Source organism: Novosphingobium indicum, assembly GCF_014645195.1.
GTDB lineage: Bacteria > Pseudomonadota > Alphaproteobacteria > Sphingomonadales > Sphingomonadaceae > Novosphingobium > Novosphingobium indicum.
On sequence record NZ_BMLK01000008.1, the window covers coordinates 76,262 to 99,291 of the forward strand.

Below are 23,030 nucleotides of genomic sequence, written 5' to 3' on the forward strand. Positions count from 1 at the left end.
GCCCATGCAGCGCCTGATCGCCCGCCTCAATATCGATCCCTATCTGCTGCTGCTGGTCTCGACCGTGGCGCTCGCCTCGGTGCTGCCGGCGCGGGGCGTCTTCGCGGACATTGCCGGCGGTGTGGTCGATGCGGGCATCGCGCTGCTCTTCTTCCTGCACGGGGCGAAGCTGTCGCGCGAAGCGATCCTGGACGGCGCGCGGGCGTGGAAACTGCACCTCTCGGTCGCGTCGCTCACATTCGTGCTGTTCCCGCTGATCGGCCTCGCCATTTCATCGATACCGGGCCTTGGGCCGGAACTGGCCATGGGGCTGATGTTTCTCACGCTGCTGCCATCCACCGTGCAGTCTTCCATCGCCTTCACCGCGATCGCCGGCGGCAATGTGGCGGCGGCGGTGTGCAGTGCATCGTTCTCTAACCTTGCGGGTATATTTCTCACGCCGCTGCTCACAGCCCTGCTGATCACGGGCAAGCAAGGGGGCTTCTCGACCGATCCGGTGGTGGCGATTTCGCTGCAGCTGCTGCTGCCGTTCCTGTTCGGACAGGCCCTTCGGCCATGGATCGGCAGCTTCGTCACGCGGCACAAGAAAGTGCTCGGCTACGTGGATCGCGGATCGATCCTGCTGGTGGTCTACACCGCTTTCGGCGCCGCGGTCCTCGAAGGCCTGTGGAGCGAAGTGACGCCGAGTGAACTGGGACTGATTGCCGGGCTCTCACTCGCCATGCTGGCGCTGGTCCTCATGGCTGCGGTGCTGATGGGCCGGGTACTGGGCTTTTCACGCGAAGACCGCATTGTTCTCGTCTTCTGCGGCTCCAAGAAGAGCCTGGCCACGGGCGTGCCGCTCGCCAGCGTGCTGTTCGCCTCGTCGCAGGTTGGCGCCATCGTGCTGCCGCTGATGTTCTTTCACCAGATCCAGCTGATGGTCTGCGCCGTCCTCGCCCGCCGCTTCGCGAAGGCAGGGTAAGCGGCGGTTTCCCGCGCTGGGAATGATCAATGGAGGAATTGGTCGGGGAGACAGGATTCGAACCTGCGACATCCTGCTCCCAAAGCGAGACGTTATCCAATCAAATCAATAAGAAGCATGTAAACCATGCCACCAATGACGCCAATGGATTCAATCGCTTACAGAACCCGTGTAAACTTGGCGGAGGCTCAAGCCAAGGCCTGATCGTCGACAATTTCGCCGGCGGCGGCGGTGCCTCCACCGGGATCGAGGCCGCGCTTGGCCGCGCGGTAGACCTCGCCATCAATCACGATGAACAGGCGATCCGGATGCACGAGGCCAACCACCCCGGCACCATGCATGCCCGCAACAACATCTGGCAGATCGACCCGGAAGAGGTCGTCCGCGACGTAGCAGCCCGCCTGCGCGAAACCGATCCGTCTCGGCAGGTCGATATCAACCCGGCCACCCGACTGCCGCGCGTCGATCTCGCGTGGTTCTCGCCCGACTGCAAGCATTTCAGCAAGGCTAAGGGCGGGAAGCCGCGCGAGAAGTCGATCCGCGATCTGGCGTGGGTTGTGGTCCTGTGGGCGCAGCGCGTCCGGCCCGACGTGATCCTGCTCGAGAACGTCGAGGAGTTCCGCACCTGGGGCCCGCTCTGCAGCGAGGGCCGCCCGATCAAGGAACGGCAGGGAGAGACGTTCGACAAGTGGCAGCGCGAACTGCGCAAGGCCGGGTACAAGCTCCAGTGGAAGGAACTGCGCGCCTGCGACTACGGCGCGCCCACGATCCGCAAGCGCTTCTTCATGATCGCCCGCTGCGACGGCAAGCCCATCGTCTGGCCCGAACCCACGCACGGCAAGCCCGGCACGCCCGAGGTCGAGAGCGGGAAGCGAAAGCCGTGGCGCACCGCCGCGGAAATCATCGACTGGTCGATTCCCTGCCCGTCGATCTTCGAACGCAAGAAGCCGCTGGCCGAAAAGACCCTGCGCCGCATCGCGCACGGCATCATGAAGTTCGTCGTCAACAACCCGTCGCCGTTCATCGTGCCGCTCACCCACCACGGCAGCGCGGGCCGGTCCTATGGTCTGGACACACCGCTGCCGACCGTCACCGGCGCCAACCGCGGCGAAATGGCGATAGTCTCACCCACGATCGTGGGTTGCGGCGGCAGGCGTGGGCAAAGCGGGCCAGTCGGGCCGCAGCAGCCATTCCCCACGGTCACGACAAAAGCAGATGCATGTGTCGTAGAAGCAGCGCTGGCCCCCATCGTCACCTATGCGCAGCAAGGCGGCGCGAACCGCTCTGTCGAAGATCCGCACCACACCATCTGTGCCAACAACAAGGACCAGAACTGCGTTGCAGCAGCGCATCTGGTCCACATCGGCAACGGCGAGCGCGAGGGTCAGGCTCCGCGCGCCATGGATATCGAGAAGCCGCTAGGCACGGTCGTGGCGGGCGGAACGAAGCATCACCTCGTCACCGCTCTGCTTGAACGGCAGTTCGGCAAGAGCATGGGCGCCGATGCGAGCGAGCCGGCGCCGACCATCACGGCGGGCGGCGGAGGCAAGACTGCGGTCGTCTGCGCCCACTTGGAACAGGCCAACGGCGGCCCGAATAACGAGAACCTCGCCGGTCGCCGTGCGGACGATCCCCTGTCGACCATCGCCGCCAAGGGAAGCCAGCAGCGCCTCGTCACCAGCAACCTCGTGAAGCTGCGCGGAGGTGAGGACAGCCATGCGGCATCTTGTGGCGTCTCGGTGGAGGAACCATTGCACACCGTCTGCGCCGGCGGCACGCACATGGCCGAGGTCCGCGCCTTCCTGATCAAGTACTACGGCAACGAGCAGGACGGCCACGGCCTCGACAACCCGCTCGGCACCGTCACCGTGCAGGACCGCTTCGGCCTCGTAACAGTCACGATCGCGGGCGAGGAATACGTCATCGTCGACATCGGCATGCGCATGCTCACCCCGCGCGAATTGTTCAACGCGCAGGGCTTCCCGCCAGACTACATCATCGACACCGACGCCCACGGCAAGCCGATCACCAAGACCGCCCAGGTCGCCAAGTGCGGCAACAGTGTCTGCCCGCCGCTCTCCGAAGCACTGGCGGGCGCGAATGTCGATTGCAGGATGTCAGAGCTCAAGGAGAGGGCGGCCTAGCGACCCGCCAGAGCCACCTTAATTGCGCGTATCCACAACTTGTGTATGTCGATGCTTTGGAGATTTCAGCGCGCAGTGGCATGAATAAGGGGAACGGTGAGCGGCGCGATTACCCTTGTGGAAGGGGTAAAAGGACTTCCCGGTCGGTGCGCTCACCGTTCCCGCGGTCAGGGTTGAAGCCGACCGCATTCCCAGATCATAGCCGATTCGTGGCGCAAGGGGAGTGACCTTGGCGCAACCTTCCACAGTTCCGTTGGTGTATATCTTGCGGCGATACGCCTCGCGCGATTGTCGAATCTGAGTGCAATAGGACGGTATACCCCCGATTCCCGCTGACTTCCTCTACCTTGTCGACATCGAAACCGACGAACCTCTTGCCATCTTTTCACTTGAGGATTGCCGCTCCGCTCTCGAGGCTAATTCCCTCGAGGCGAGGATCCGTGTTCAGCATGGCGTGGATGACCCAGCCAGCGGCCTCGCGGTTCGGCACCGCTGCCGGCCGAGGTCGTTGCCGATGTGATCCGAAGGATGAGGCGAGCATGAAGGCTGAGGCAGAGTTCGCAATTCTTTCGATTTTCAGCGCATTGGCCCTTGTCCGCTGGGCCTTCGACGTCATTCCGCAGATCTGGTAGTCGCCCGCGCATGCCACTTCTTCTTGCCGCTGCTGCAGGCCTCTGCATCGCCTATGTCCACGATGGCGACACCGTGCGCGCCTGCGACGGCGAACGTATCCGCATCCTCAACATCGATGCACCCGAACTGAGCGATTCCTCGCGATGTTCGGCGCGGTCGAGGCAGCGGCTCGCTGGGTCAAAGAACCCGCCATGGTGCAACTTCGCACTCGGCGAGCGTTCGCGTGACGCCCTCAGGGCCTTCCTCTCGCGCGGGTCGGTGACGATATCCCGTAGCGGTACCGATCGTTACGGCCGGACGCTGGCAACGCTGTCGGTAAATGGCCGCGACGCCGGAGTCTATCTCGTCTCGATAGGGCTCGCGCGCGTCTGGAAATAATCATGCGCCGGACTTGCGCGCCTTGAACCAAGGCTCTGGCGTGCGATCCACTTTCAGTTCGGCATCCCAGACCTGGCAGAGCTCGAACGCCTCCTCCGGAGTGCCGTCTGTCCACTGTATCCAATCTTCCGGCCGTAGGATCGTCGGCATGCGATCGTGCACATCGGCCATCTGCTCGCAGCCGTCGACCATCACCATGGAATAGACCTCGCCCCACTCCTCGCTCTGCCGCCAGATGCCGGCGACGGCGAAGACGGGTTGGTCCGGGAGGGAATACCATGTCCGGGTCATCTTGCCCTTTTCCCCCTCAGCCTCGGCCCATGCTGTAACCGGGATAAGGCATCGGCGCTTCGCAAAGCTGTCGCGCCAAAACGCGGTGTGCAGCTTGTCTTCGCGGGTGTTGTTGACCGGCTTGGGCTTGAGTGGTTTTCCCGTGCGCTTGCTCTTCAGCGACAAGGGGAAGCCCCACGACATCGTGCGGATGCTGTCGCCCTCCACGACCAAGCCAGGGTAGCCCGGATAGACCTCCGATCCGAAATTCGCGCCGGCAGCAGCGTGCCGCTCGAACAGGTGGGCGATTTCATCGACGGCGGCCGACATGCGGTAGAGGTTGCACATGACCGACATGATGGGCGCTTGAGGGCGCGAGTCAATCTTGGGCCGCTTGCGCGTTTGTTCTCTTTGTGTTCTCGGTAGAGAATTACCGAATCAGAGGGAACGATGCGATGGTCGCAAGACGGCTTGATGGTGCCGACGAACATATTCGAAGCCGCCACGCTTCACTTTGCGGTGCAGGTCGAATGCTCTTGCAAGCACACGGTCCGGTTCGAGGCGCACTGCTTGTGGTGGCATTTTTATCGCCGAGGCTGGGATGACCGGTTTGCTCAGGCGCGCCAACGCTTCTGGTGCCGCGTTTGCGGATCGAAGCTGCGCAGAAAGGTCCGGCCGATCCGCATCCAGCCGGTGCCGGAAGGCCAGCACGACTTCGAATTGCCCTGGCCAGACGTACGAACATGGAAGCAGGCTGTGAGGCGCGTGCGATGACGGACAGAGCCAAAATACTCGACGACCTGCGCCGGGAGGTCGACCGGATCTGTGAAGGCAAGGGAGACTGGCAGGACATTACGAAGCCGAAGGACTACCGGGAATTCACGCCTGCACCTCGCACAAACGTCGAAACCACGGATGGGCGAACGCTACCACCTGCTGAGCGAGGTCCGTTCGGTCGATGGCTGGTACGGCAGCCATCGACCGGAATTTTGGGCGCGCTGGCGCGTGCAGCGAAGGCAGACCCGCGCTTCCCCCTCGACGGCGATCCGGAGGCTGTGCGCAATCATCTACGAAAGTGCATGGCCGATGGCGACATGTTCGCCGCTGTCGATGACGCGGAATTGGACTGGATGAGCTACTGAGCCTCCGGCGTCAGATGCCCCAAGCCCTCCAGCGCATCCCGCCACCGATGGTGTTCCCGTCCTGATGGCTCTGCAGGTAGAGCGTGGCGGCCGTCTTTGAGAGCGAGATTTCCTGCGCGGTCGGGTTGCCGTGGTTCGATTGTGTCGTGTTCCGAAATACGCCGAAAATGCCCAGGCACTGCGAGGGGAAGCCGCCGAACGGGAAGGTCACGGTGAAGGGGCCCTGTGTGGTGCGCACGGGAGAGAGAATGCCGCCCATTTCGATAAAGCCATCTGGCGCCACGCGCTTCCAGTTGCCGGAGACGTCGGTGGAATAGGTCTGCGGCGCGAGCCGTGACCAACCGGAAGGCGATGCACCATCAGGATCCGTGGTGTTGTTCTCGACCGTCGAAATCCACTGAACGCCTGCAGTGACCGTCGATGTCAGCACGGCCCCTTTCGGGTAGCCGCCGATGCTCGTGGCAAAGGTGGAGTTGTAGACCGCTGGGCCGCCCGCAGCGAGCCAGCGAAGGCCTGCCGTGATCTGGTTCAGGATGCCGTTGAAATCGGCGCCGCTGGGCGGGATGCCGCCGCTACCCGAGGGCTGGAACGTCTCGGGCGGAAAGCCATCGTAGAGGCTCGCAGGCGCGTCCGAGGTGGTCGGCGTCTGCGCAGCCTGCGGGATGTCCCGGATGTAGCTCGCCCCCGCGTTGTTCGCGAAGGGGATCGGGAAGCGGGTGGGAAGGTCACTCTGTTGCATGTCAGGGCTGCTCTACGGTGAAGGACACACCGACCGGCTTCGGCAGCACACCGGACTGCGAAACGATCGCGTAATCTACTTTCGACAATGCGGCGCCGAAGACATAGGTCATGGTCATGTCGTTGTTGTCGCGCACGTACACGTTCCCATGCTCGGGGAAGAGCGCGCGCAGGATGGCGTTGATGGCTGGAATGGAGCCGTTCGTGATGTTGAGCGCAGCCTTGGCCATGATGAGCCGGCGATAGGCGTCATCGCTGAGCTTGTAGTTCGGCGTGAGGTTGCCCCCGCCGTAAAAGATGCCTTCACCGAACGGGAAGTTCTCGGTCGATTCGGAAAAGCCGAGGTAGTCCTGATCGGAGACGTAGAGGGCTCGGCTGACCCCGACGATGCGCCCCCAGATATCGAGCCCGAACCCTACGGCCGTGTCGACGTTCCAGACGTTGTCGTAGAAGTCGTTAAAGCGCTCCTGCATGTCGACCGCTTCGTTGAGCGCGCCGATCAGGGCAACGAGAATGGGGCTGTTGGCGTACTGCGACAGCAGGACTTGCCGCGCATCGAAAAACAGATGCTCGCCGCCATCGTCCTCGCCGGTGTAGCCCAGCGGCTGACTGACGAAAGGGACCAGCGTTGTCATGCCAGGACCAGAGACACGTTCGCGGCAGTGATCGTCGGCATCTTGTCGATGCCTACAGCGACCTCCGAACCAGTCGGGCTGGCGCTGGTGCCGATGGTGATCGACACGAGCTGGGACCAGCTACCCACCGATGCGACGGCGCCGGCAAAGCGCAGGGCATAGAGCGTGCCGCCGATGCGTGCCGCAGGTCCGCCGTCGCCACCACTGAAGGCAGCGACCACGGCTTCGCGGATCGTCTCCTCCGCATCGGCCGGGACAAGGCCGTTATCGGCAATTGTGACCTTGATGTAGATCGGCAGCGCTGTAGCCCGCTGGAACGTCACGTCGTATTCGGGGTAGGGCAGGGAGTACCCGGAGGCACTATCGCTCACCGTGACCGTCGTGTCGCCGGTATAGGCGCACCCCGGAGGCTTCTTCGACCAGATCGCGGCGGCGACATCGGCGTCCGATCCGCCATAGACCGCGACATAAAGCGAGTTGGGATCGATATCGACACTGCCGATGGCTACTGTGGCTCCGGTGTCGTTCTCCCGAACGTGCGCATCGATCACGCCATCGACCGCCAGTACAGCGCCCCGGATCGCCGGAAGGATGCCCGCGGCGTTACCTGCGACCGAAGCCGCACGCCGGGCTTCGAACTCTGCCGGCGTTTCAACATCGCGCCCGACCGTGCCGTCCGCGTCGTTCGTGATCGCATCCCACCCGGGCACGACCCTGTAGATCGTCGTGAGCGTTCCGGCCGGGCACTCGATAGGCCCGGTCGTGATCGCCTGAAAGCTGGCCGTGACGCTGCCGGTGCTCGGGATCGTGATGCTCGACAGGTTCTGATAGATCGTGCCGTCCGCCGCTTGGGCGAGTGATCCGGCCGGAATGACGGTGCCGTTGGCGCCGGTGCAGGTCGCCTCTACGACGGTCGCCTGTGCGGACAGGCGCTCCAGATAGTAGATGCGCCCGATGCCCTCCTGCATGCGGCCCGACGTGAACGCGGGATCGATCAGGTTCACGTACTGGAGAAGCTGATCGTTCTTCGCGCCAATGATGGCGGCGAGGGCCGCGACCAACTGCCCTTGCGGAGTGGCGTCGGATTCGTTGAGGTTGCCCCCGAACGCGCCCTGAAAGTCGGACCAGAGCCCGGCTTTGACTTCCGATTCTGCCGGGACGCTCAGGCCTGTCGTGGCAAACACGGGAGCAGGGACATTGGTGGTCATAGCGTCGTGGTCCCACGCGAGAACTGTACCTGCCCGCCGATGCTGCGGGGCGTGAGTTCAGAAAGGTAGACCGTGACATCGCGAACATCGGGCACGCGCTTGGCCGCGGTGGAAAGGGCTTCCTTGTACAGCTGCACCGGCACCGGGCGGCCAAGGATCGATGTCGGGTAGGGTATGCCACGCGTCGTGTCGTAGTAGCACTCACCCTCGAACACCCGGCACTCGGAGGCCACGTCCTGCTCAAGGCTATAGGGCTCGCTCGCAACCGCGATGTCGCCGTTTGCGGTGAGGCACAAATCCCAGCTGTCGCGATCAAGGAGAAGGGTGGTGGCCATGTAATCTAGGCTACGACGCTATGAGGCCATGCGCTCTCAGTGCAGTAAGGATGGAGCCGAGCGTCGTCCGCGCCTCGCTGTCGATGGTGGAGCCGCCCGAAGGATCCGTGATGGCGTCCTCCTGCTCGCCCACGACCTTCGTGTCGTTGATGCGGTATTCGGTATCGCTGTCGACCGGGCCAGTAACCGCCACCTTGTCCGTGACGGTGACGTTCATCGTGGGCGCTGTGATCGCGACATTGTTGTCGGCGTCGATCTCGATGATGGTCGTGGCGGCCGTCTTCGGCATGATGCCGCCGTAGTAAACACCATCGGACCAATCGAAGCGGCGCCGGCTCGAAGGGTTCGCCACCGCCTTGGTCTTCTTCACGGTCGAGATGTCGTTGTGGCAGAACATGACCTGCCCGATATCGCCGACGCGCGGTGCGATCCGGATCACACAGGGGCCGGCGCGCATGGCGTGGACGGGCAGGCCGTGGATTATGCCGTGCGCGATCCCGGTGCCCGCGCCATCGATCTGGTTCACGAGAGGCTTCACATCGACCGCGACGTCGTCCCCGTCGACGTGAACCGCCTTGACCTCCACAGGCGTGGACGTGGCCATGCCGTTCATCACCTGGCGAGCGATGAACTCCATCATGGAGTATTCGTCCTGTGTGAACGGCAGGTCGCCGAATCCGGTGACGTTCTCGCTCATGCCTGCTGATCCAGATAGGTGCACTCGACATCGGTCGACCAAAGGCCGCCGGGCACATTGCTCTCGAGGCGGTGAGCGAGTTGGTAGACCTTCCACTGGCCACTTGCCGCGGCAAACTGGCTCTCCAGCTTGACCGGCGCACCGAAGACGAGGTTGGGGTTGTAGAGACAGGAGAACTGAATTCCGCCCTGCGTGAAGCTGGGATAGCCGATCAGACCGCTGTCGGGTGCAATGCGGATCGCCTGCGACCCGCGCGCCTTGTCCTTGGGCCAGACCGCCACGACCCGCGTCGAATCGTCTATGTCGGACTGGCAATCGATATCGCGGCAAATCGATGCGATCTGGGCCTTTGGCGTGCCGGGTTTGTACGGATCGTTGAGCACTGCGCTGATGCCGCCGTTCTCGAAGCTGTAGCCCATTTGCTCGGCGATGCCGGAAAGCACGAGGGCGGCATCGACCGATCCCTTGAAGCTGACCGGTGGCACGGGCTTCATGAGTTCAAATGCCCCGGACTGCGCCGAGACATAGAACGCGACATCGGGCGCCTGCCTGCCGTCCGCCCACGCCTCCATGATCGCGCCGCCGAAGCACATGGCCATGCCGCTGTCTTCATCCCCTGCGCTGACGATGACTTGGTTGTAGCGACGCTGCTCGAAGAAGAACTTCTGCGTGACGGTCAGCTTGTTCATCAGGTCGAGCGTCATGCCGTAGACGGTGATGTCGGCCTGCGAGTAACCTATGCCGGCGCGCACGATGTTGACGCTGCACCGCAGGTTTTCGAGCGTCACCGTGTCGCTTCCGCTCTCGCCGAAATCGCCTTGGCCGAGCATGAACTGCAGGGAAATCTTGCGCTTGGCGAAGGCCATTCAGCCCTCCCAGAGAAGCTGGAAGCGCGCGTCGAGACCCGTGTATTCCGGATCGCTTCGACCCTGCGTGTCAATGAAGGCCAGATCGCCGGGGAAGCCGTTCGCCTTGGAGCGGACTATCCACACACGATCACGGCACAGCGCGCCGGCAAGGACCAGAGCGTCATTCACCCAGGCATCCAGATAGAGGCCGGTTCGCTTCTGGTAGACCTTCAGGCGACACGACTTCTGGCCGAGGCGAATGCTCAGCATCTGCGATGGCTGCGCGGCCAGCGGGACACGGATAGCCGTCATTGCACACCGTCCGTCGAGGCTGCCGAGGTAGCGGGAAGAGTGCTTCCGTTGTTCACGGTGTCGACACTGGCGGCGTCGCGCGTGTTAGAGAACGAGGATGATGCGTCCTGCCTGATCTCTTGCAGGACGATATCGGCCCGGATCATTCCTGCACCCGCCTCGGGGCTGCGATCGATACTCACCCGAGCGATGTTGACGTTGAGATAGACTTGCTCCGGCGTGACGACAGAGTAGAGCTCGGTATCCTTGCGAATGTCCTCAAGGGTGCGCGAAAAGGCGCTGCGCTCTTCGAGCGTGCCACCCTTGCTCAACAGGACGCGGGAAAGGAACGGCAGGGCGACCTTGTCGTAGGTTTCGAAGCCGCCTTCTTCGATGGGATAGTCGGCAATGCGGTACTCGGCGTCGAAACCGACCGAGATCACGCTGTCGGCTTTCAGCGCGAGCTCCTTGGTCCCGGCTTTGTAGATGCCCCACTCGTCATCGCGATATCCGGTGACCGTGATGGTGTCGCCCGACATCTTCGACTGTGCCGCAGTGCCTGGGTTCTCAGCCGAGCGCTTCACGGCCGGGACGCCCTCGGTCTTTGGGACGTCTGGATAGATTGGTCCTGCCATCAGGGAGCAACCCCCTGATCAGCCTTGGCCACGGTGTGCCGGCGGGTCTTTGCCTTCAGGTCGGTGGAAAAGCTGTTCGCGTCCTTGGTCTGCACCGTCATCTGATTGATGTAGATGCCGCCGTTCCCGCCACGTGCGATGTAGCGCTGGGCACGCTGCCAGTCGCCCCGCGTTTCAGCACCAGCTGCGGGACGAAGGAACTTGCTGATCATCGCTCGCGCTGCACCACGCGACGATTTCTCGGCCAGCACATCGTCACCGCCATGATCGCCACCATTCAACTCCCACCAGAGGAAGTCGAGCTGCTGTTTCAGTGTCGGGTTCGGGCCGTACTTGGCCATCAGTGTCTTCTTGCGCGAACCAAGCCACTGGTTGATCCCGTATGCGCCCGAGGTCGGATTGACGGCGCGCTCGTTCAGGTTCGATTCTGCGTGCAGGGCGGCCATGATGCCGAGGCTTTGCGCATGGGCCAAACCCTTGCCTCGAAGGAACTGGTAGATGGTTGCCTCGTTGCCTGCCGTCGATCCAGCGGGGCCCTGACCCATCTTCCTCGGGTCGAGATTGACAGGCATGCCGGTGAAGCCTTTCACCATGTTTTCCGCCATCGTGAACGGGTCCACACCCGCGCCTTTTCCTTGCGGCTTGTCGGCATAGAGAGTGAACAGGCCGCCGAAAGTCTTGTCTTCCCAGACGACCTTGCGGCCTTCGGAGTTGTTGTGCCCCACGGATCCTCCGCCGGGCAGAAGCGAGACCAGCTTGTCGAGGCCATCTGCAACCCGAATGAGCACGGGCACGAGAGCGCTTTGTATCTTAGCGTTGAGGTCCGCAACCTGTTGCTGGAGGTCTTCGGTCTTCTTCGCCAACTCCTCTTGCTGGTCAGCGCTTTCCTCATACTTCGATAGGAGTTTTTCGACCGCATCCTGCCCTTTCATCAGAAAGTAGGTGACGGGTCCGTTCAGGCCGATCTGCTGCATAAGGCTGGCGAACAGTTGCGGGTTCATGCGGTCCTGCGCCGCGGACAGTTTCCGGAGGATATCGCCCGGGTTGCCGCTGCGCAGGTCTCCACCGCTGATGCCAAGACGGGCCAGAGCTCCCGATTGATCGGCACCAAGTGTGCCAAGCTGATAGCTCATCCGCAGGCGCTGGATGGACTGCAGGGCAGCGTCGGCATCGCCATCCTTCCCGCCCACGCCACGCATCGCCTGGCGCCATGACCAGACCTGACGCGTGGTCATGCCCATCGTCTGGCCGAGGCGCTCTGCGGTGGCAGCGCCGGTGGCCATGCCTACAATCAGGTCGGTGATCGATCGCGCGCCCATGAAGGCGAGGCCAAGCCCGACCACCTCGTTGCGAACGGACTTGAGTGCAGCGCCGACCTGCTTGCCTTCGCGCTCCATGCCATCGAAGGTCTTCTTCGATTCCTCGCGCAGACGCTTGGAGCCCTCGCGGACCTTGCGCTCCCCTTCCTCGAAATCCTTAGTTTCGAGCCCGAAAGAGACCAGGAATGCATCTAGAATGTTAACGGACATGGGCACCCCGAGGCTGTAACCTCAGGGTAGATCAAGGGCGCTTGCTATCGTTAAAAGCTTACGGATTGGCTTTCTGGCAGTCGTGCCAATCGTATTCGAATGGGGGGACGTCTGGATCGCTGTAGGCCCAGCAAACCCCTTGAGTTCTCAAATCGTCGAAGGCTTTGTCCCTGGCACGGCACGTCTCATCATTCGGCGTATGGTTGCCGCCCCGGCACTCGCGATCAAGCGCTAATGCACTTTGCTTCTGGGCTGCAATTGCCGAAAACCCCGCTTTTCCCGTCTGACTTTCCGCCTCTCGCTCTTCACCCGGATCTACGAATGTTCCAAGGATCGCGAGGCCAATAAATGCTGCTATGATCAGGCCAAGGCATCCCATGCAGCTTTGAAAACTGTTCTTTCGTGGACCTTGGTAGATTATGATCGGGCGCCGACCCTCATCAGAAGCGTTCATCAATAGCCCTCACAGTGATGGTGCAGGCTATTCTCAGAATTGGCCACTTTCAACCGAAAGTCAGTTAACACTTGGTAGTCTAGTACGCCTAGAAGCGGTCTCGGGACCTTTCCGCCGCCGTTTTGGCTCGGCTTTCGTTCTCGCCTATCACAAGCGCCACTTCGAGCAGGAGATGCACGTCCTCAAGGCTGTAGGAGGTCTGCAATTCGCTCAGGCTGCATCGGCCTGAGGCGATGGCTGATCCGCAGCTGGGGGGGATGTTGACGAATTCTGCAGGCTCGAAATCCGGGCCGCCATCTCCACCATATTGAACAGGACGGCGGCGACGGAAAAACCCAGGTGCAGTTCGAGCGCCTCCCCACGCAGCTTGAGCAACGTGGACACCTCTTCGATGTCGCCGTCGTTGGCCTCGGTCGGCTGCATCAGTGCACGGGTCATTGGGCGGCCCGTCATCGGATCCTTGTCGGCCGGGTTCGGCACGAAGTGTACGCAGGCGAGCATCTCCTCGAGAAGGGGCTCAGCATCTTCGAAATCCATCATCCGGAAGGCGTCGAGGCCCATGGCAAGGATGCCCAACGCCCCCGCTTGCATCGCCTCGTCTGGGACCTCGACGCCAGCCTTCGAAAGCGCGAGCAGAGCGCGAATAGCCCATCGCTCGGCATCGAAGGCACTCTTCTCGAGGATCAGGAACGACTTACCCTTGTCGCGCCCCTCTGCCTCGATTGTAACGACCTTGTGTTTACGCATGCCTCAGCCTCAGATGTATGGCGCCGGGACGACGCGTTCCCACTCGATGGTGTAGCGGCGCGGCTGCGCGGACTTGCGCAGCGCCGGAATGGGCGGGAAGCTGCGCAGGAAACCGCGCGTCATCGCCCACTGCGTCTTTACGCCGGGCACGATCAGGGTGCCGGTCGCAACGACCTTTTCGCGCTTTCCGCGCTCGTAGGTGTGCCAGAAGTCGAAGAAGTCGTTGCTCTCGCTGTCTGCCTGCAGCGTGATGTTCTGCCGCGTCGGCACGGGCACAAATCCGGCACTGAGGCGGCCATCGATGCCCATGGCCGTTTCGACCGGCTCGACATTGTCCATGTCGGTGAGATCGTCAGTCGAGAAACCCTGAATGCGCTGGGCGACCGGAAAGATCAGATCGACCCCGATCAGCAGGATCGCATTGGCGCTGGTGAGAGTGCGGTTGTTCATGTGCCGGGCCCCTTACTGGACAAGGACGCTGGAGAGCGTGATCTGCTGCACCGACTGGCCGTCCGTGTACCAGACGAAGATCGGGGGCGAGCCGCGCGCGGCGCGAACCGTGGGGTTGGCATCGGCCACCTGCACAAACCAACCGCGCTGCTCGACCGTGTCGGCCACATTGCCGCCGGCAGCGTTGTTGATCTCGGCCTTCTGCTGGGCGCTCAGCGTCACCCCGGCGCGGATCGCCCCGAAGTTGACCGCCGTGTCGATCACGCTGCGCAGCGATGCCTCGATCAGTGCGTAGCCGTCCTGATTGTACGGGATCGACCCGACACTGGTCAGGAGCTCCATCAGGGCCAGTTGGAACGCGTTGTTCATCCAGACCTGACAGACCCAGCTGTCGATCCATTCGAAGTCGCCCGTGACCTGGCCGGGATAGAGGAACACGAACTGGTCGTTGGCCGTCGCGTAGGCACCGACGAAGTTGTAGCCGTTCGCCTTGAGGTTCGCGGCGATGGTCTGGTTCGTCACGCCAGCATTCACCGAACCGGAACGGAAGGCGAGGGTGGCGCGCCCGTTCGTGGTGTTGAAGTCGATCGAAGCGATGGCGCCCATGAGGAAAGCGGCTACCGACGCCCCGTTGTTGGGATCGTAGACGCCCGCAACCGAGCCGTAGCCTTCGGCGATCGCGAGTGCGAGGAAGCTGGAGGTGTCGCCGGCGGCCTTCGCGGCGACATTGTCGTCCCAAGCGACATAGAGATAGCGCTGGTTCTGCGCATCGACCCATGCCGAAAGGAGCAGCTTGTCCGCATCGCTGGGCTCGAACGTCGTCATGAAGCTGACGAAGTCCTGAGTGATCGAGATCACCTCCGCCATGGCCGTACCGGGGACCATCTGGTCCGCGCCCTGGCTCAGCACCGCGCCGTTCGCCTCGGTGAGGTTGAGTTCGGTCGCCAGCGTGCCCGAGACGAACGTGAACGTTGCGCTCGCGCCTGTGTCGTCGGAGGTGAAGACGAAGCCGCCCGAGATGGAATCGTAGGTCACTGCGAAGTTCGGCGTGGTGAATGCCGCCTCGATGATGCTGGCAGCGTTGGAGAAGCTGCTCGCGCCGGAAAGGTCGATGGCCGCCGAGGTCTTTTCCGTACCGCCCACGGTGAGGGTCAGGGTTCCGGTCAGGGCCTGCAGTTCGGCCAGCGTGAGATCGGCAACGCTGCCGCCGCGCACGTACCCGGCCACATCGGCCGTGGCGTAGCGCCAGAACAGCAGCGATGCGGGCTTGATGGTCGAACCGTCGTAACCGGCGAAGTAGATCGCGGCGAGAGTGGCTTCCGTGGAAAGCGGGCCGAAGTACACCGACACGTCGGCGGCCGATGCGAATGCCAGCTTCGTGCCGACCGGGATCTGTTCATTGTCGGTGAGCATCAGGCCGATGATGTCGAGCCCGGAGCCGCCAGCAGAGATGACGGCGGGCAGGACGTTCACGATTGCCGATGCAGGAATGCTCGTCATCTTAGGTGACCTCCACCAAGGTTGTAATCAGATTGTCGGCGAATTCCGCAGGCACCGTCACGATCAGGTTTGCGTGCAGGGCAATCGAGATCACCCGGCGCTGCACGTACTGCATCTCACCAGCGATCAGCGGCATGCTGACCGGGTCGGTTGCATAGAGTGGGGCGATGTTGTGCGGGGCGAGGAAATCGACGCCCCAGGCATCGCGCAGCAGGTTCGTGATGACCTGCGCCGTGTCGCCGGCCGTCTCGCCATAGACGTCCAGTTGAAAGTGCACCGCAGTGGATCGTGCGATGTCTTCCTTATCGTCATCTGGCCGGTACGCGTGCGTCGTCTGGGCCATCTGCTCGCGCCGCAGTTCGGTCATGACCACGAGAGTGCCAGCGGCGGGCATCGGCACACGGTTGCCAAGCCCTTGCACTACTTCGGCGCCGGAGGGGGCAACCGCCAGCAGGAAGGCGCGCAGGCCGGTGAACATGGCGCTTTCGGTGATCGCCGGTGTCATGGCATCTGCCCCGTTACTGCGGCCTTGCACCATCCCGAGCCGGGCCAGCCCTCCAGCATGGCGACCACGAGCCATTTCGTCCCGCGCAGCGTGGCAGGGATCTTGGCGTCGGTGCCGAATTCGATGAGATCGCCACCGGTCTGGCTCGGACGGTCGCCGTTGCTCAGTTGGGTATCGGCGAACACGCTGGCTTGCGCATTGCTGATATTGAGCCGGTCGAGATGCTCGATCTCTGACTTCTGTAGCGCCTGCATCTGGATCGAGATCGGCTCAGGATCCGAATATGCCGGAACCTGCTTGCCATCGGGCGCAGTGGTGTAGCCTGTGGATCGCTTTAGCGTTGCAGGCACGTTCTCATTGACGCGGCGCGTGTAGCGGTTGGCCATGTTTCGCAGGTTCATTCGACCTCCGAATCCACACTGTTGAGCATGTGCCCGGTCCACTGCAGGGGCTTGCCTGCCGACGCTGTCACGCCGCCCGCCACGTCGGCACGGGCCTGTTGCACGTCCGCGAAGGTCATCTCCGCACGTCCACCGGCGTCCGGGAAGCGCTGCTTGAGCAAATCGGTGACCGGCGAGTTGGGCGGGCTGTCCGTGTCGATGATCGACTGGCGAAGCTGGTCCGCCATGCCGGTGCCCATGAGCTCGAACGCGGTCTTCGCGTCGTAGTCCGCGGCTTGGAGCACGACGGCGAACCGCTCACCCCATTCCGGCGAGTTCCGCGCGATCATGTTCGTGAAGAACGGCCGTGCCGGGATACCCGCCTCTGGCGCACCGAAGTTGTTGATCGCAGCCACGGTCGGCACGTTGAGGTTCCCGTCCGGGTACTCCGCTCCCTCGAGGAATCCGACGCGGACCTCGTGAGCATTGAGGATGCGATCTCGCAGATTGCTCAGCGCCGCATCCAGTTTATCGCCTCCGCTCACCTGCGCCATACCGCACCTGCCCACGGCTCGGTCACGCGCGCCGGCGCCGCGACATAACTGGCGCTGCGCAGGTTCTTCGTGGCCTGCCAGAACGACAATCCGTAGCTGGTCTGCTGGAACCACGGCGCGGTGCCGGGCTGCATTCCGCTGTCGATGCCGATCGAAACGCCGCCCTCGGTGGCCGAGTTGACCCGGCCGACCATACCGGAAGGCTTGCCATCAGGCTCCAGTGCGCCCGACAGGACCGCGATATGGGCCGTCAACATATTGAGCAGCATCGCCCGCAGGTTGACATCCGACACCGGCGAGGCGTCGGTATTGTCGAGGTAAAGCCCGGCCTCGGCAAAGAACAGGGCGGCCAACGCTTCGTCGACCGCCCCGAACTCAGGATACCGAGTTGTCCAGGCCGAGTAGTTGAACTCGGCTACGGCCATGGATCAACCCTTCTTGCCGGACTTGCCCGCAGTGTCGGTGTCGGTTTCGACGCCCTTGGGAAGATCCTTCTCGGGATCGAGGCCTCCGAGGCCGGTCTTTTCGCCTTCGAGCGCCTGCGCTTCCTTCGAAGCGTCATTCTTGGAGCTGGCAACGAAGATCAGGCCGGAGCGAACCGGGCCGGGACCCTTACCGCTGGTTTCGAGCCAATCCTTGAAGGGCTCTTCCTGATCGGGCGAAAGCGTGGTCAGGCCGACCCCGCTGGTCCGGTCGTAGTTGTCGGGCGAGGCGCCGTTCTTCCACGGGTTGTCGGCATCGTAGCCGACGTTTGCACCGTTGAGGACGATGGTCGCGTCCTTGTGCGTGACCTCCAGTCCGTGCGGGAGTTTGCAACCGACGATCATGGGCATGGTGGGTGCTCCTTCAGATACCCAGCATCTGGGCGATGGCGATAGGGCGGCGGATGATCGAGCCCCAGCTGCCGGCGCTGTTCTTCTGCGACCATGCCGAGGCTTCGGTCACGAGGGCATGCGCGCGCTGCTTTTCGGTGTAGGCCGGATAGGCGGTCTTCACGCCGTCCACGGTGGGCAGCATCAGCTGCATGAGTTCGCCGCTTTCCGTGGTGTACTCCGGCGCCACCTTGATGGTCAGGTTTGGGAAGGCCTTCTTGAGAAGGTCCTCCACGTTCAGACCGAATTCGTTGGTGGTCAGGAGCGCGGGCTGACGAGTGCTCGACATGACGAGGGTCATGGCGTCGGTCATCTCGACATTGCCGCCCATCTGGGCAACGATCTTGGTGTAGAGCGCCTTCACGTCGTTGAAGATTTCCAGCGCCGTGGCGACCAGCCAGGTCACGCCCTGCGAGTTGTCTGCCTTCGTGCCCGGCGAGATCGGTGTGATCAGCGAGGGATCGTTGAGCAGACCGTAGTTCACGAGGCCCGAGACGCCGTAGAAATAGGTCTTGTTGCTGAACTTCGAGAAGGTCAGCGCCAGCGACACGTCCAGTTCGGAAGCGTAGTTGAGACCAGCCGCTCCCCAGCGTTCCAGCTGCTGTTCGCCGTAACGCTTGAAGGCCTGCCAAGTGTAGGGCTGGCGATAGTTCCAGCTGGCGTTCGCATCAACGTTGCCGTTTTCGCTGTAATCGCCGTAGGTCGCGACCTGACCGATCGATTCAGCGACCGGGAAATAGGCAACCTGATCGATCCAGCTGCCCTTCTGGGCCTCGCCGCCCATGATCTCGGCAGCGCGCATCGGCGTGAAGAGAACGCGGACCACTTCCGGATCGATGATCGACACCGCCGAGAGCAGCACGCCGGCGTTGGGCGAGGTGACTAGACCCGGCTGCGCGTCGAGCGCCATCTGCAGGTGCGGATTGGAGTCGAGCGCAAGGTTGTAGTCGCGCTTCCACAGGTCGTAGCGCTGCTTGCCTTCGTTCGTGCCGTCGTGGCCGAAGACCGCATTGCCCGGGAAGAAGACGCCGCGCTCGGCGAGTTCCTGGCGAAGAATTGGATCGCGCATTTTCAGTTACCCCCGAACGCTCATCTTGGCGAGCTCGCCCGCGCCGGCCGTGGATCGGACGACGAAGTCGGTCTCGTAATTGGTGGTGAAAGTGCCGGTCACGGTGTCCGAGGCCGAAGCGTTCGCGCTCATGACGGCCGTGCCCGCATCGGCATCGACGCTGACGATATAGGCGCCGGCCGGAATGCCCGTGCCGCTCACAGGCTGGCCGGCATAGATCTGGCCGCCGGTGTAGCTGATGTTCGCCGAGCCGTTGGTCGTGGTGACCGATCGAGTGACGGTCGCAGCCGAGCCAGTCGCCGCGGAGACAAGCGCGCCATCGGCGTAGTTCGCATAGACCTTCTGGTCGATCACCGCACCCGCAGCGAAGCGACCCCAGACCGGCGCGTCGGACACGAGATCGATGCCCTGACCCGCAACCACAGTGTTCGAGGCGCCGACCAGAAGGCCAGCGATAACGGCGCTCTGATCGCGGTGCACGAAGCCGACGCGAACCGTGGTGACGCCGGGGTGAGCACTAGAGACCTGGCCGTTGGCGGTGTTGGCCCATGCGAAGCGGCCGATGGTCACGCCATCGGGGCCAGCGACCCACATGCCCTCGTCGGGATTGGTCAGGGTGTAATGCGGGTTTGCGCCATAGAAGCCGCCCTCGATGCCGGGGCTCTGCTGCGACGCGACGGAAGTCTGGAAAGCCATTGCCTTAGCTCCGGATCATGTTGGGAAGGTTGGGGACGATCTGGGCGAGCTTGCCGCCGATGACCGGCTGCTTGCGGTCCTGCGCCATTTCGGTGCCGGGCTTGGGCAGCATGGCGACCATGGCCTTGAGCGCGCTAGGATGGACGCCCTTGGTCGAGACACCGGCTTCGTCGAGGGCGAAGCGGTAGATCGCCTCGGCACTGTCCATGCCGATGACTTCGCCGACATGAGGCTTGACGTCAGCCTTGGCGATTTCGATGGCCGCGGTGCGCTTGGCGCCGCGCTTCTCGGCATCGGATATCAGCTTGCGGACCGATGCGCTGTCCATCGCAGGCTTGTCGTCGTCTTCTTCTTCGCCATCTTCGTCCTCGGCGATGTCGTCCTTCTCGGCGTCGGGATCCTCGTCCTGCGCCTGCTTGTCGTCATCGTCATCTTCGTCCTCGGCTTCCTCGATCTTGTCTTCGTCGAGGGCGAGGGGCGTGATCGAGCCGATGATGCTGGCGAGCGCGGCATTGTCGAGCGTCTTGTCGGAAGCGAGGTGCGGCTTCACGATCACGGCGACCTTGTCGGCAAGCGATTTGGGCGCTCCGTCCATGGCGAGCGATGCGGCATCGGCAGCGGCAAGGGCCGGCGCAATGTCGACCTTCGCGTCAGCTGCGAGGAGCGGGCGAATGTGAGCCTGCAGGGCCCCCGAAATCATGAGCGCGGTGCGCGACTTGAGCTTCATCAGTTCATCTCCGACCACAACATCCGGGCCTGCTCGCCCTTCGATTACCAAAGCAACGTGGTTGCCTATGATCTCCCGCATTACACCGTCGTAACGCAAACCTTCTTCGGTCACGCCGGGGGTCATGTCGGCGCGGTATCGATAGCCGCAGGAAAGCTCGCGCTGGCGCCGCGTTTCGATGGCTTCTTGATGCTCGCCGCACCAAACAACGAGGCTGTTGCTGAGGTACTCGCCGTCGAAGCTGGCGTTCGTGCCGGTCGAGCCGATGATCAGATCTTCGGGCAGGTCGTGCGGTACGACCGGCAGGTGCTCTGAGAGCAGAGGGACGTTGTTGAACGTCTCGGCAGCCTTGGCCAGTTCTTCGGGGTGCCGGTAAAGCTGGTAGACGCGGTCCGCTTCCAGTCCCAGCGCCTGCCAGTTCGGAATTTCGCTGCCGTAGTACGGGCAGATGTTCGCCTTCGAGATATTGCTGATCTCGACGTGCATGAACCCGTTCGCATCGCGGCGGCGTACCGATGCGCGGTCCATGGCAAGAAGAACGGTGGTCATTGGCAGTCGCTCCGATCAGCCCCCGAGGCTGTAACCTCAGGGTATCGGAGGGGCGGGACTTACGGTGCTGTTTCGGCCAGGTTCTGGTTGATCAGTCCTTGGGCCCACTGATGCGCGGCTGCGGCGTAGGAGTAGTCGGCGTCGCATCGCTCGAGGTCGGCTTCACTGACCGCCACGAGGGCGCCGGGGGCGGCGCCAGCAGGAACGCCGGCAGCATGATCTTCGTCGGCTCCGGTGGCGGGCAGGGGACGCTCTTGACGTCGTCCGTCCCGCAGGCGGTGAGCAGCAATGTAATCGCGCAGGCCATCGTTATCGGCCAGCAGCACTTCGTATTGCGCTTGGGCGTCATGGGCAGTCTCCTTCGATTTGCGTTCGGCTTCCATGCGTGCCTTGGTCGCGGCAACGGTGCGTGCCAGCCATTCACGGCGGGCATCGGCGAACAGGTCTTTCGTTTCGCGATGATTGGCGGCCTCGCGTTCGGAGTGATCGTGCCACGCCTCCGCCCGGCGACACTGCCACGCGCCCCAGCACAGGGCGGCGATGACCGCGCATTGCCACGGGTAGCGCCGCACCAGCTCCGCCACGAAGCCGATGAACTGCAGGGCGATGGCCTTGGCGCCGGGAACGAAAGCGATGGCGGCAGCTATCCCGCTGGCACCAAGGGCGCCGATGATCCATTCGAGCATCAGGCTTCCCCTTCCGGCATCGAGCGCGCTGCCTGTTGGGCTTTGTCGATCGCGGCTGCAGCAGGACCACCGCCTCCCTCGATCATGATCCCGCTCTTTCCGATGGATATTTTGCGACGGTTGATTGCAAGCCCCTGGGCCATGAGGACAGCGACGATCCCCACCAAGAGCAGCATCAGTGCGCGTCCGAGGATCTGGACCCGCGCAGCCTCTGTGGCGGTCGACCATTCATCCGAGAAGGCGATGATCCACACTACCCATGCCGCGAACACGGTTAGCGCCGCGCCGCCGGCAATGCCCGAGAGCAGGGCGGCCCATGCGCGCCAGTCGTGCGGCGGCCAGTCCGGCCAGCGGATCGTTGGCAGCTTCATGCCGCCCTCCGATACAGCGCCGCTTCATCCGCGCGACGGTTTCGCAGGCCGTTCATCGGCTTGCCGTCGTTGTAGATCCACTTGCCGAACTCGGCGGCTGCCCCGGCATAGTCCCCGGCAACGTGCAACTTGGTCAGCGTCGCCGAACCGATCTCGCCCGTGTTATAGTGAAACGATACCAGCGCATCGAACTGGTTCTGTGTCGTGAGGGCATCACCGATGGCGAGGGAAACACCGCGCTCGAACTTTACCAGATCCCGTTCAAAACGCGCATCCGCCTGCGCCTGCGTCCAGATCGTGCCGGGCCCAATATCCGGGCCGGTAGATCCCCAACCGATGGTCCACGGCTTGCCGTTGCTCGATCCGGGATCGGGATAGGCCTGCAGGCTACCGTCATCGCAGCGCTTCCCGCATCCCTCCCACTTGTGCATCAGGGCGATGCCCGCTGCGGATGTGCGCCGCGCCCCAGTCTTTGGCTTCTCGATACCCAGCGCCTCATCAATCGCATCGTCGAGCAGATCGATGTCGGACCGTGTAAAACCGCGCCCCATAAGAACGCGCGCGGCATCGAAAATCGGCTTGCGCTGAAAGGTAGTCACGAACGGTCCTTCCTGATTTCCACGATCTCGGCTGCGCGCTCGGTCTGCACTCGCTGCCGGGCATCCCCGTATCCCTGCTGCATCGCCTCGAGGTGCTTCACCCGTGCCTCGGCCTCGGCGTGCTTGCGGTTGCAGTCGTCGAGTTCCCTGCGCATCTCGTCGATACGCGCGAAGGCATCATCGAGCCGCCGAGCATCTTCGACCCGCTCGTCCTTGAGACGCTCCACTTCTGCGCGCAGATTGTCGATCACGAAGCGCGTGTCTTCGTCGAGCCGGTCGGCCCTCTTGTCCATTCGGCCCCCGACGTACTCGAATACCCACTTGATGATGCCGAAGCCTCCCCCGGCAGCAGCGCCGGCGCCGATCCACCCCGGCAGGGCCGAGGGGATCATCGACAGGATGGAAGTTGCGTCCGCCATGCCGT

Annotated in this window: 30 protein-coding genes; 4 read left to right on the plus strand and 26 right to left on the minus strand. The window is 63.1% G+C overall.

Features of this window, described 5'->3' with window-relative positions:
• The first annotated feature begins 4 nt into the window (after positions 1–4).
• The 3 genes from IEX64_RS09950 to IEX64_RS09960 all read left to right on the plus strand — a co-directional run bounded on the left by IEX64_RS09950 (position 5) and on the right by IEX64_RS09960 (position 4,119).
• A complete protein-coding gene (locus tag IEX64_RS09950; protein WP_188819516.1) occupies positions 5–964 on the plus strand; it encodes a bile acid:sodium symporter family protein in 960 nt (319 codons plus the stop codon).
• Positions 965–1,209: 245 nt separating this feature from the next.
• Positions 1,210–3,108, plus strand: coding sequence for a DNA cytosine methyltransferase (locus IEX64_RS09955; RefSeq protein ID WP_229710192.1), 1,899 nt, complete (start codon positions 1,210–1,212; stop codon positions 3,106–3,108).
• Positions 3,109–3,750: 642 nt separating this feature from the next.
• Entirely contained in the window at positions 3,751–4,119 is a 369-nt protein-coding gene (locus IEX64_RS09960; protein WP_188819518.1) for a thermonuclease family protein, read from the plus strand.
• Here IEX64_RS09960 and IEX64_RS09965 read toward each other — a convergent pair whose 3' ends face one another.
• The gene (locus IEX64_RS09965) at positions 4,120–4,737 is read right to left on the minus strand and encodes an SOS response-associated peptidase (protein WP_188819669.1); all 618 of its coding nucleotides are present in this window, start codon (positions 4,735–4,737) and stop codon (positions 4,120–4,122) included. It lies immediately after the preceding gene.
• Between the two features lie 422 nt (positions 4,738–5,159).
• Between IEX64_RS09965 and IEX64_RS24415 the strand changes: the two genes are divergently transcribed.
• Complete coding sequence (locus IEX64_RS24415; protein WP_229710181.1) at positions 5,160–5,531, plus strand: hypothetical protein; 372 nt, start codon at positions 5,160–5,162, stop codon at positions 5,529–5,531.
• A 10-nt stretch (positions 5,532–5,541) separates the two neighbouring features.
• Here IEX64_RS24415 and IEX64_RS09975 read toward each other — a convergent pair whose 3' ends face one another.
• The 25 genes from IEX64_RS09975 to IEX64_RS10095 form a co-directional block, all read right to left on the minus strand.
• Positions 5,542–6,270, minus strand: coding sequence for a gp53-like domain-containing protein (locus IEX64_RS09975; protein ID WP_188819519.1), 729 nt, complete (start codon positions 6,268–6,270; stop codon positions 5,542–5,544).
• A 1-nt stretch (position 6,271) separates the two neighbouring features.
• On the minus strand, positions 6,272–6,904 hold the full coding sequence (locus tag IEX64_RS09980) for a DUF2612 domain-containing protein (protein WP_188819520.1): 633 nt from the start codon (positions 6,902–6,904) through the stop codon (positions 6,272–6,274).
• Entirely contained in the window at positions 6,901–8,112 is a 1,212-nt protein-coding gene (locus IEX64_RS09985) for a baseplate J/gp47 family protein (protein WP_188819521.1), read from the minus strand. Before IEX64_RS09985 ends, IEX64_RS09980 begins: the two co-directional genes overlap by 4 nt.
• Positions 8,109–8,447, minus strand: coding sequence for a contractile injection system sheath initiator (locus IEX64_RS09990; protein ID WP_188819522.1), 339 nt, complete (start codon positions 8,445–8,447; stop codon positions 8,109–8,111). The genes IEX64_RS09985 and IEX64_RS09990 overlap by 4 nt, the downstream gene beginning before the upstream one ends.
• Positions 8,448–8,457: 10 nt before the next feature.
• The gene (locus IEX64_RS09995; RefSeq protein ID WP_188819523.1) at positions 8,458–9,144 is read right to left on the minus strand and encodes a Gp138 family membrane-puncturing spike protein; all 687 of its coding nucleotides are present in this window, start codon (positions 9,142–9,144) and stop codon (positions 8,458–8,460) included.
• Complete coding sequence (locus IEX64_RS10000) at positions 9,141–10,010, minus strand: baseplate hub protein (protein ID WP_188819524.1); 870 nt, start codon at positions 10,008–10,010, stop codon at positions 9,141–9,143. Before IEX64_RS10000 ends, IEX64_RS09995 begins: the two co-directional genes overlap by 4 nt.
• Positions 10,011–10,304, minus strand: a complete 294-nt coding sequence (locus IEX64_RS10005; protein WP_188819525.1) for a phage baseplate plug family protein — start codon at positions 10,302–10,304, stop codon at positions 10,011–10,013.
• Positions 10,301–10,918 (minus strand): phage baseplate protein, encoded by a 618-nt coding sequence (locus tag IEX64_RS10010; RefSeq protein WP_188819526.1) that lies wholly within the window; start codon positions 10,916–10,918, stop codon positions 10,301–10,303. Before IEX64_RS10010 ends, IEX64_RS10005 begins: the two co-directional genes overlap by 4 nt.
• Complete coding sequence (locus tag IEX64_RS10015) at positions 10,918–12,447, minus strand: phage tail tip lysozyme (protein ID WP_188819527.1); 1,530 nt, start codon at positions 12,445–12,447, stop codon at positions 10,918–10,920. Before IEX64_RS10015 ends, IEX64_RS10010 begins: the two co-directional genes overlap by 1 nt.
• A 58-nt stretch (positions 12,448–12,505) precedes the next feature.
• A complete protein-coding gene (locus IEX64_RS10020) occupies positions 12,506–12,901 on the minus strand; it encodes a hypothetical protein (RefSeq protein WP_188819528.1) in 396 nt (131 codons plus the stop codon).
• Between the two features lie 210 nt (positions 12,902–13,111).
• Positions 13,112–13,648, minus strand: coding sequence for a hypothetical protein (locus IEX64_RS10025; RefSeq protein WP_188819529.1), 537 nt, complete (start codon positions 13,646–13,648; stop codon positions 13,112–13,114).
• 9 nt (positions 13,649–13,657) lie between these two features.
• A complete protein-coding gene (locus IEX64_RS10030) occupies positions 13,658–14,098 on the minus strand; it encodes a phage tail fiber protein (RefSeq protein WP_188819530.1) in 441 nt (146 codons plus the stop codon).
• A 12-nt stretch (positions 14,099–14,110) separates the two neighbouring features.
• Positions 14,111–15,598 carry a DUF3383 domain-containing protein gene (locus IEX64_RS10035; RefSeq protein ID WP_188819531.1) on the minus strand — a complete coding sequence of 496 codons (1,488 nt, stop codon included), beginning with the start codon at positions 15,596–15,598 and terminating at the stop codon, positions 14,111–14,113.
• A gap of 1 nt (position 15,599) precedes the next feature.
• Entirely contained in the window at positions 15,600–16,103 is a 504-nt protein-coding gene (locus IEX64_RS10040; RefSeq protein WP_188819532.1) for a phage neck terminator protein, read from the minus strand.
• Positions 16,100–16,504 (minus strand): hypothetical protein, encoded by a 405-nt coding sequence (locus IEX64_RS10045; protein ID WP_188819533.1) that lies wholly within the window; start codon positions 16,502–16,504, stop codon positions 16,100–16,102. Before IEX64_RS10045 ends, IEX64_RS10040 begins: the two co-directional genes overlap by 4 nt.
• Positions 16,501–17,037, minus strand: a complete 537-nt coding sequence (locus IEX64_RS10050) for a hypothetical protein (RefSeq protein ID WP_188819534.1) — start codon at positions 17,035–17,037, stop codon at positions 16,501–16,503. The genes IEX64_RS10045 and IEX64_RS10050 overlap by 4 nt, the downstream gene beginning before the upstream one ends.
• On the minus strand, positions 17,025–17,462 hold the full coding sequence (locus IEX64_RS10055) for a DUF4054 domain-containing protein (protein ID WP_188819535.1): 438 nt from the start codon (positions 17,460–17,462) through the stop codon (positions 17,025–17,027). Before IEX64_RS10055 ends, IEX64_RS10050 begins: the two co-directional genes overlap by 13 nt.
• A 3-nt stretch (positions 17,463–17,465) precedes the next feature.
• Positions 17,466–17,870, minus strand: a complete 405-nt coding sequence (locus IEX64_RS10060; RefSeq protein ID WP_188819536.1) for a hypothetical protein — start codon at positions 17,868–17,870, stop codon at positions 17,466–17,468.
• A gap of 13 nt (positions 17,871–17,883) precedes the next feature.
• A complete protein-coding gene (locus IEX64_RS10065) occupies positions 17,884–18,978 on the minus strand; it encodes a major capsid family protein (RefSeq protein ID WP_188819537.1) in 1,095 nt (364 codons plus the stop codon).
• A 6-nt stretch (positions 18,979–18,984) separates the two neighbouring features.
• On the minus strand, positions 18,985–19,674 hold the full coding sequence (locus IEX64_RS10070) for a structural cement protein Gp24 (protein ID WP_188819538.1): 690 nt from the start codon (positions 19,672–19,674) through the stop codon (positions 18,985–18,987).
• Positions 19,675–19,678: 4 nt separating this feature from the next.
• The gene (locus tag IEX64_RS10075; protein WP_188819539.1) at positions 19,679–20,950 is read right to left on the minus strand and encodes a DUF2213 domain-containing protein; all 1,272 of its coding nucleotides are present in this window, start codon (positions 20,948–20,950) and stop codon (positions 19,679–19,681) included.
• A gap of 59 nt (positions 20,951–21,009) precedes the next feature.
• On the minus strand, positions 21,010–21,636 hold the full coding sequence (locus IEX64_RS10080; RefSeq protein ID WP_188819540.1) for a hypothetical protein: 627 nt from the start codon (positions 21,634–21,636) through the stop codon (positions 21,010–21,012).
• Positions 21,636–22,007: a hypothetical protein gene (locus IEX64_RS10085; RefSeq protein ID WP_188819541.1), complete on the minus strand. Its 372-nt coding sequence runs from the start codon at positions 22,005–22,007 to the stop codon at positions 21,636–21,638. The genes IEX64_RS10080 and IEX64_RS10085 overlap by 1 nt, the downstream gene beginning before the upstream one ends.
• Positions 22,004–22,606: a lysozyme gene (locus IEX64_RS10090; protein ID WP_229710182.1), complete on the minus strand. Its 603-nt coding sequence runs from the start codon at positions 22,604–22,606 to the stop codon at positions 22,004–22,006. Before IEX64_RS10090 ends, IEX64_RS10085 begins: the two co-directional genes overlap by 4 nt.
• The gene (locus tag IEX64_RS10095) at positions 22,603–23,025 is read right to left on the minus strand and encodes a hypothetical protein (protein WP_188819542.1); all 423 of its coding nucleotides are present in this window, start codon (positions 23,023–23,025) and stop codon (positions 22,603–22,605) included. Before IEX64_RS10095 ends, IEX64_RS10090 begins: the two co-directional genes overlap by 4 nt.
• Between the last annotated feature and the right edge of the window lie 5 nt (positions 23,026–23,030).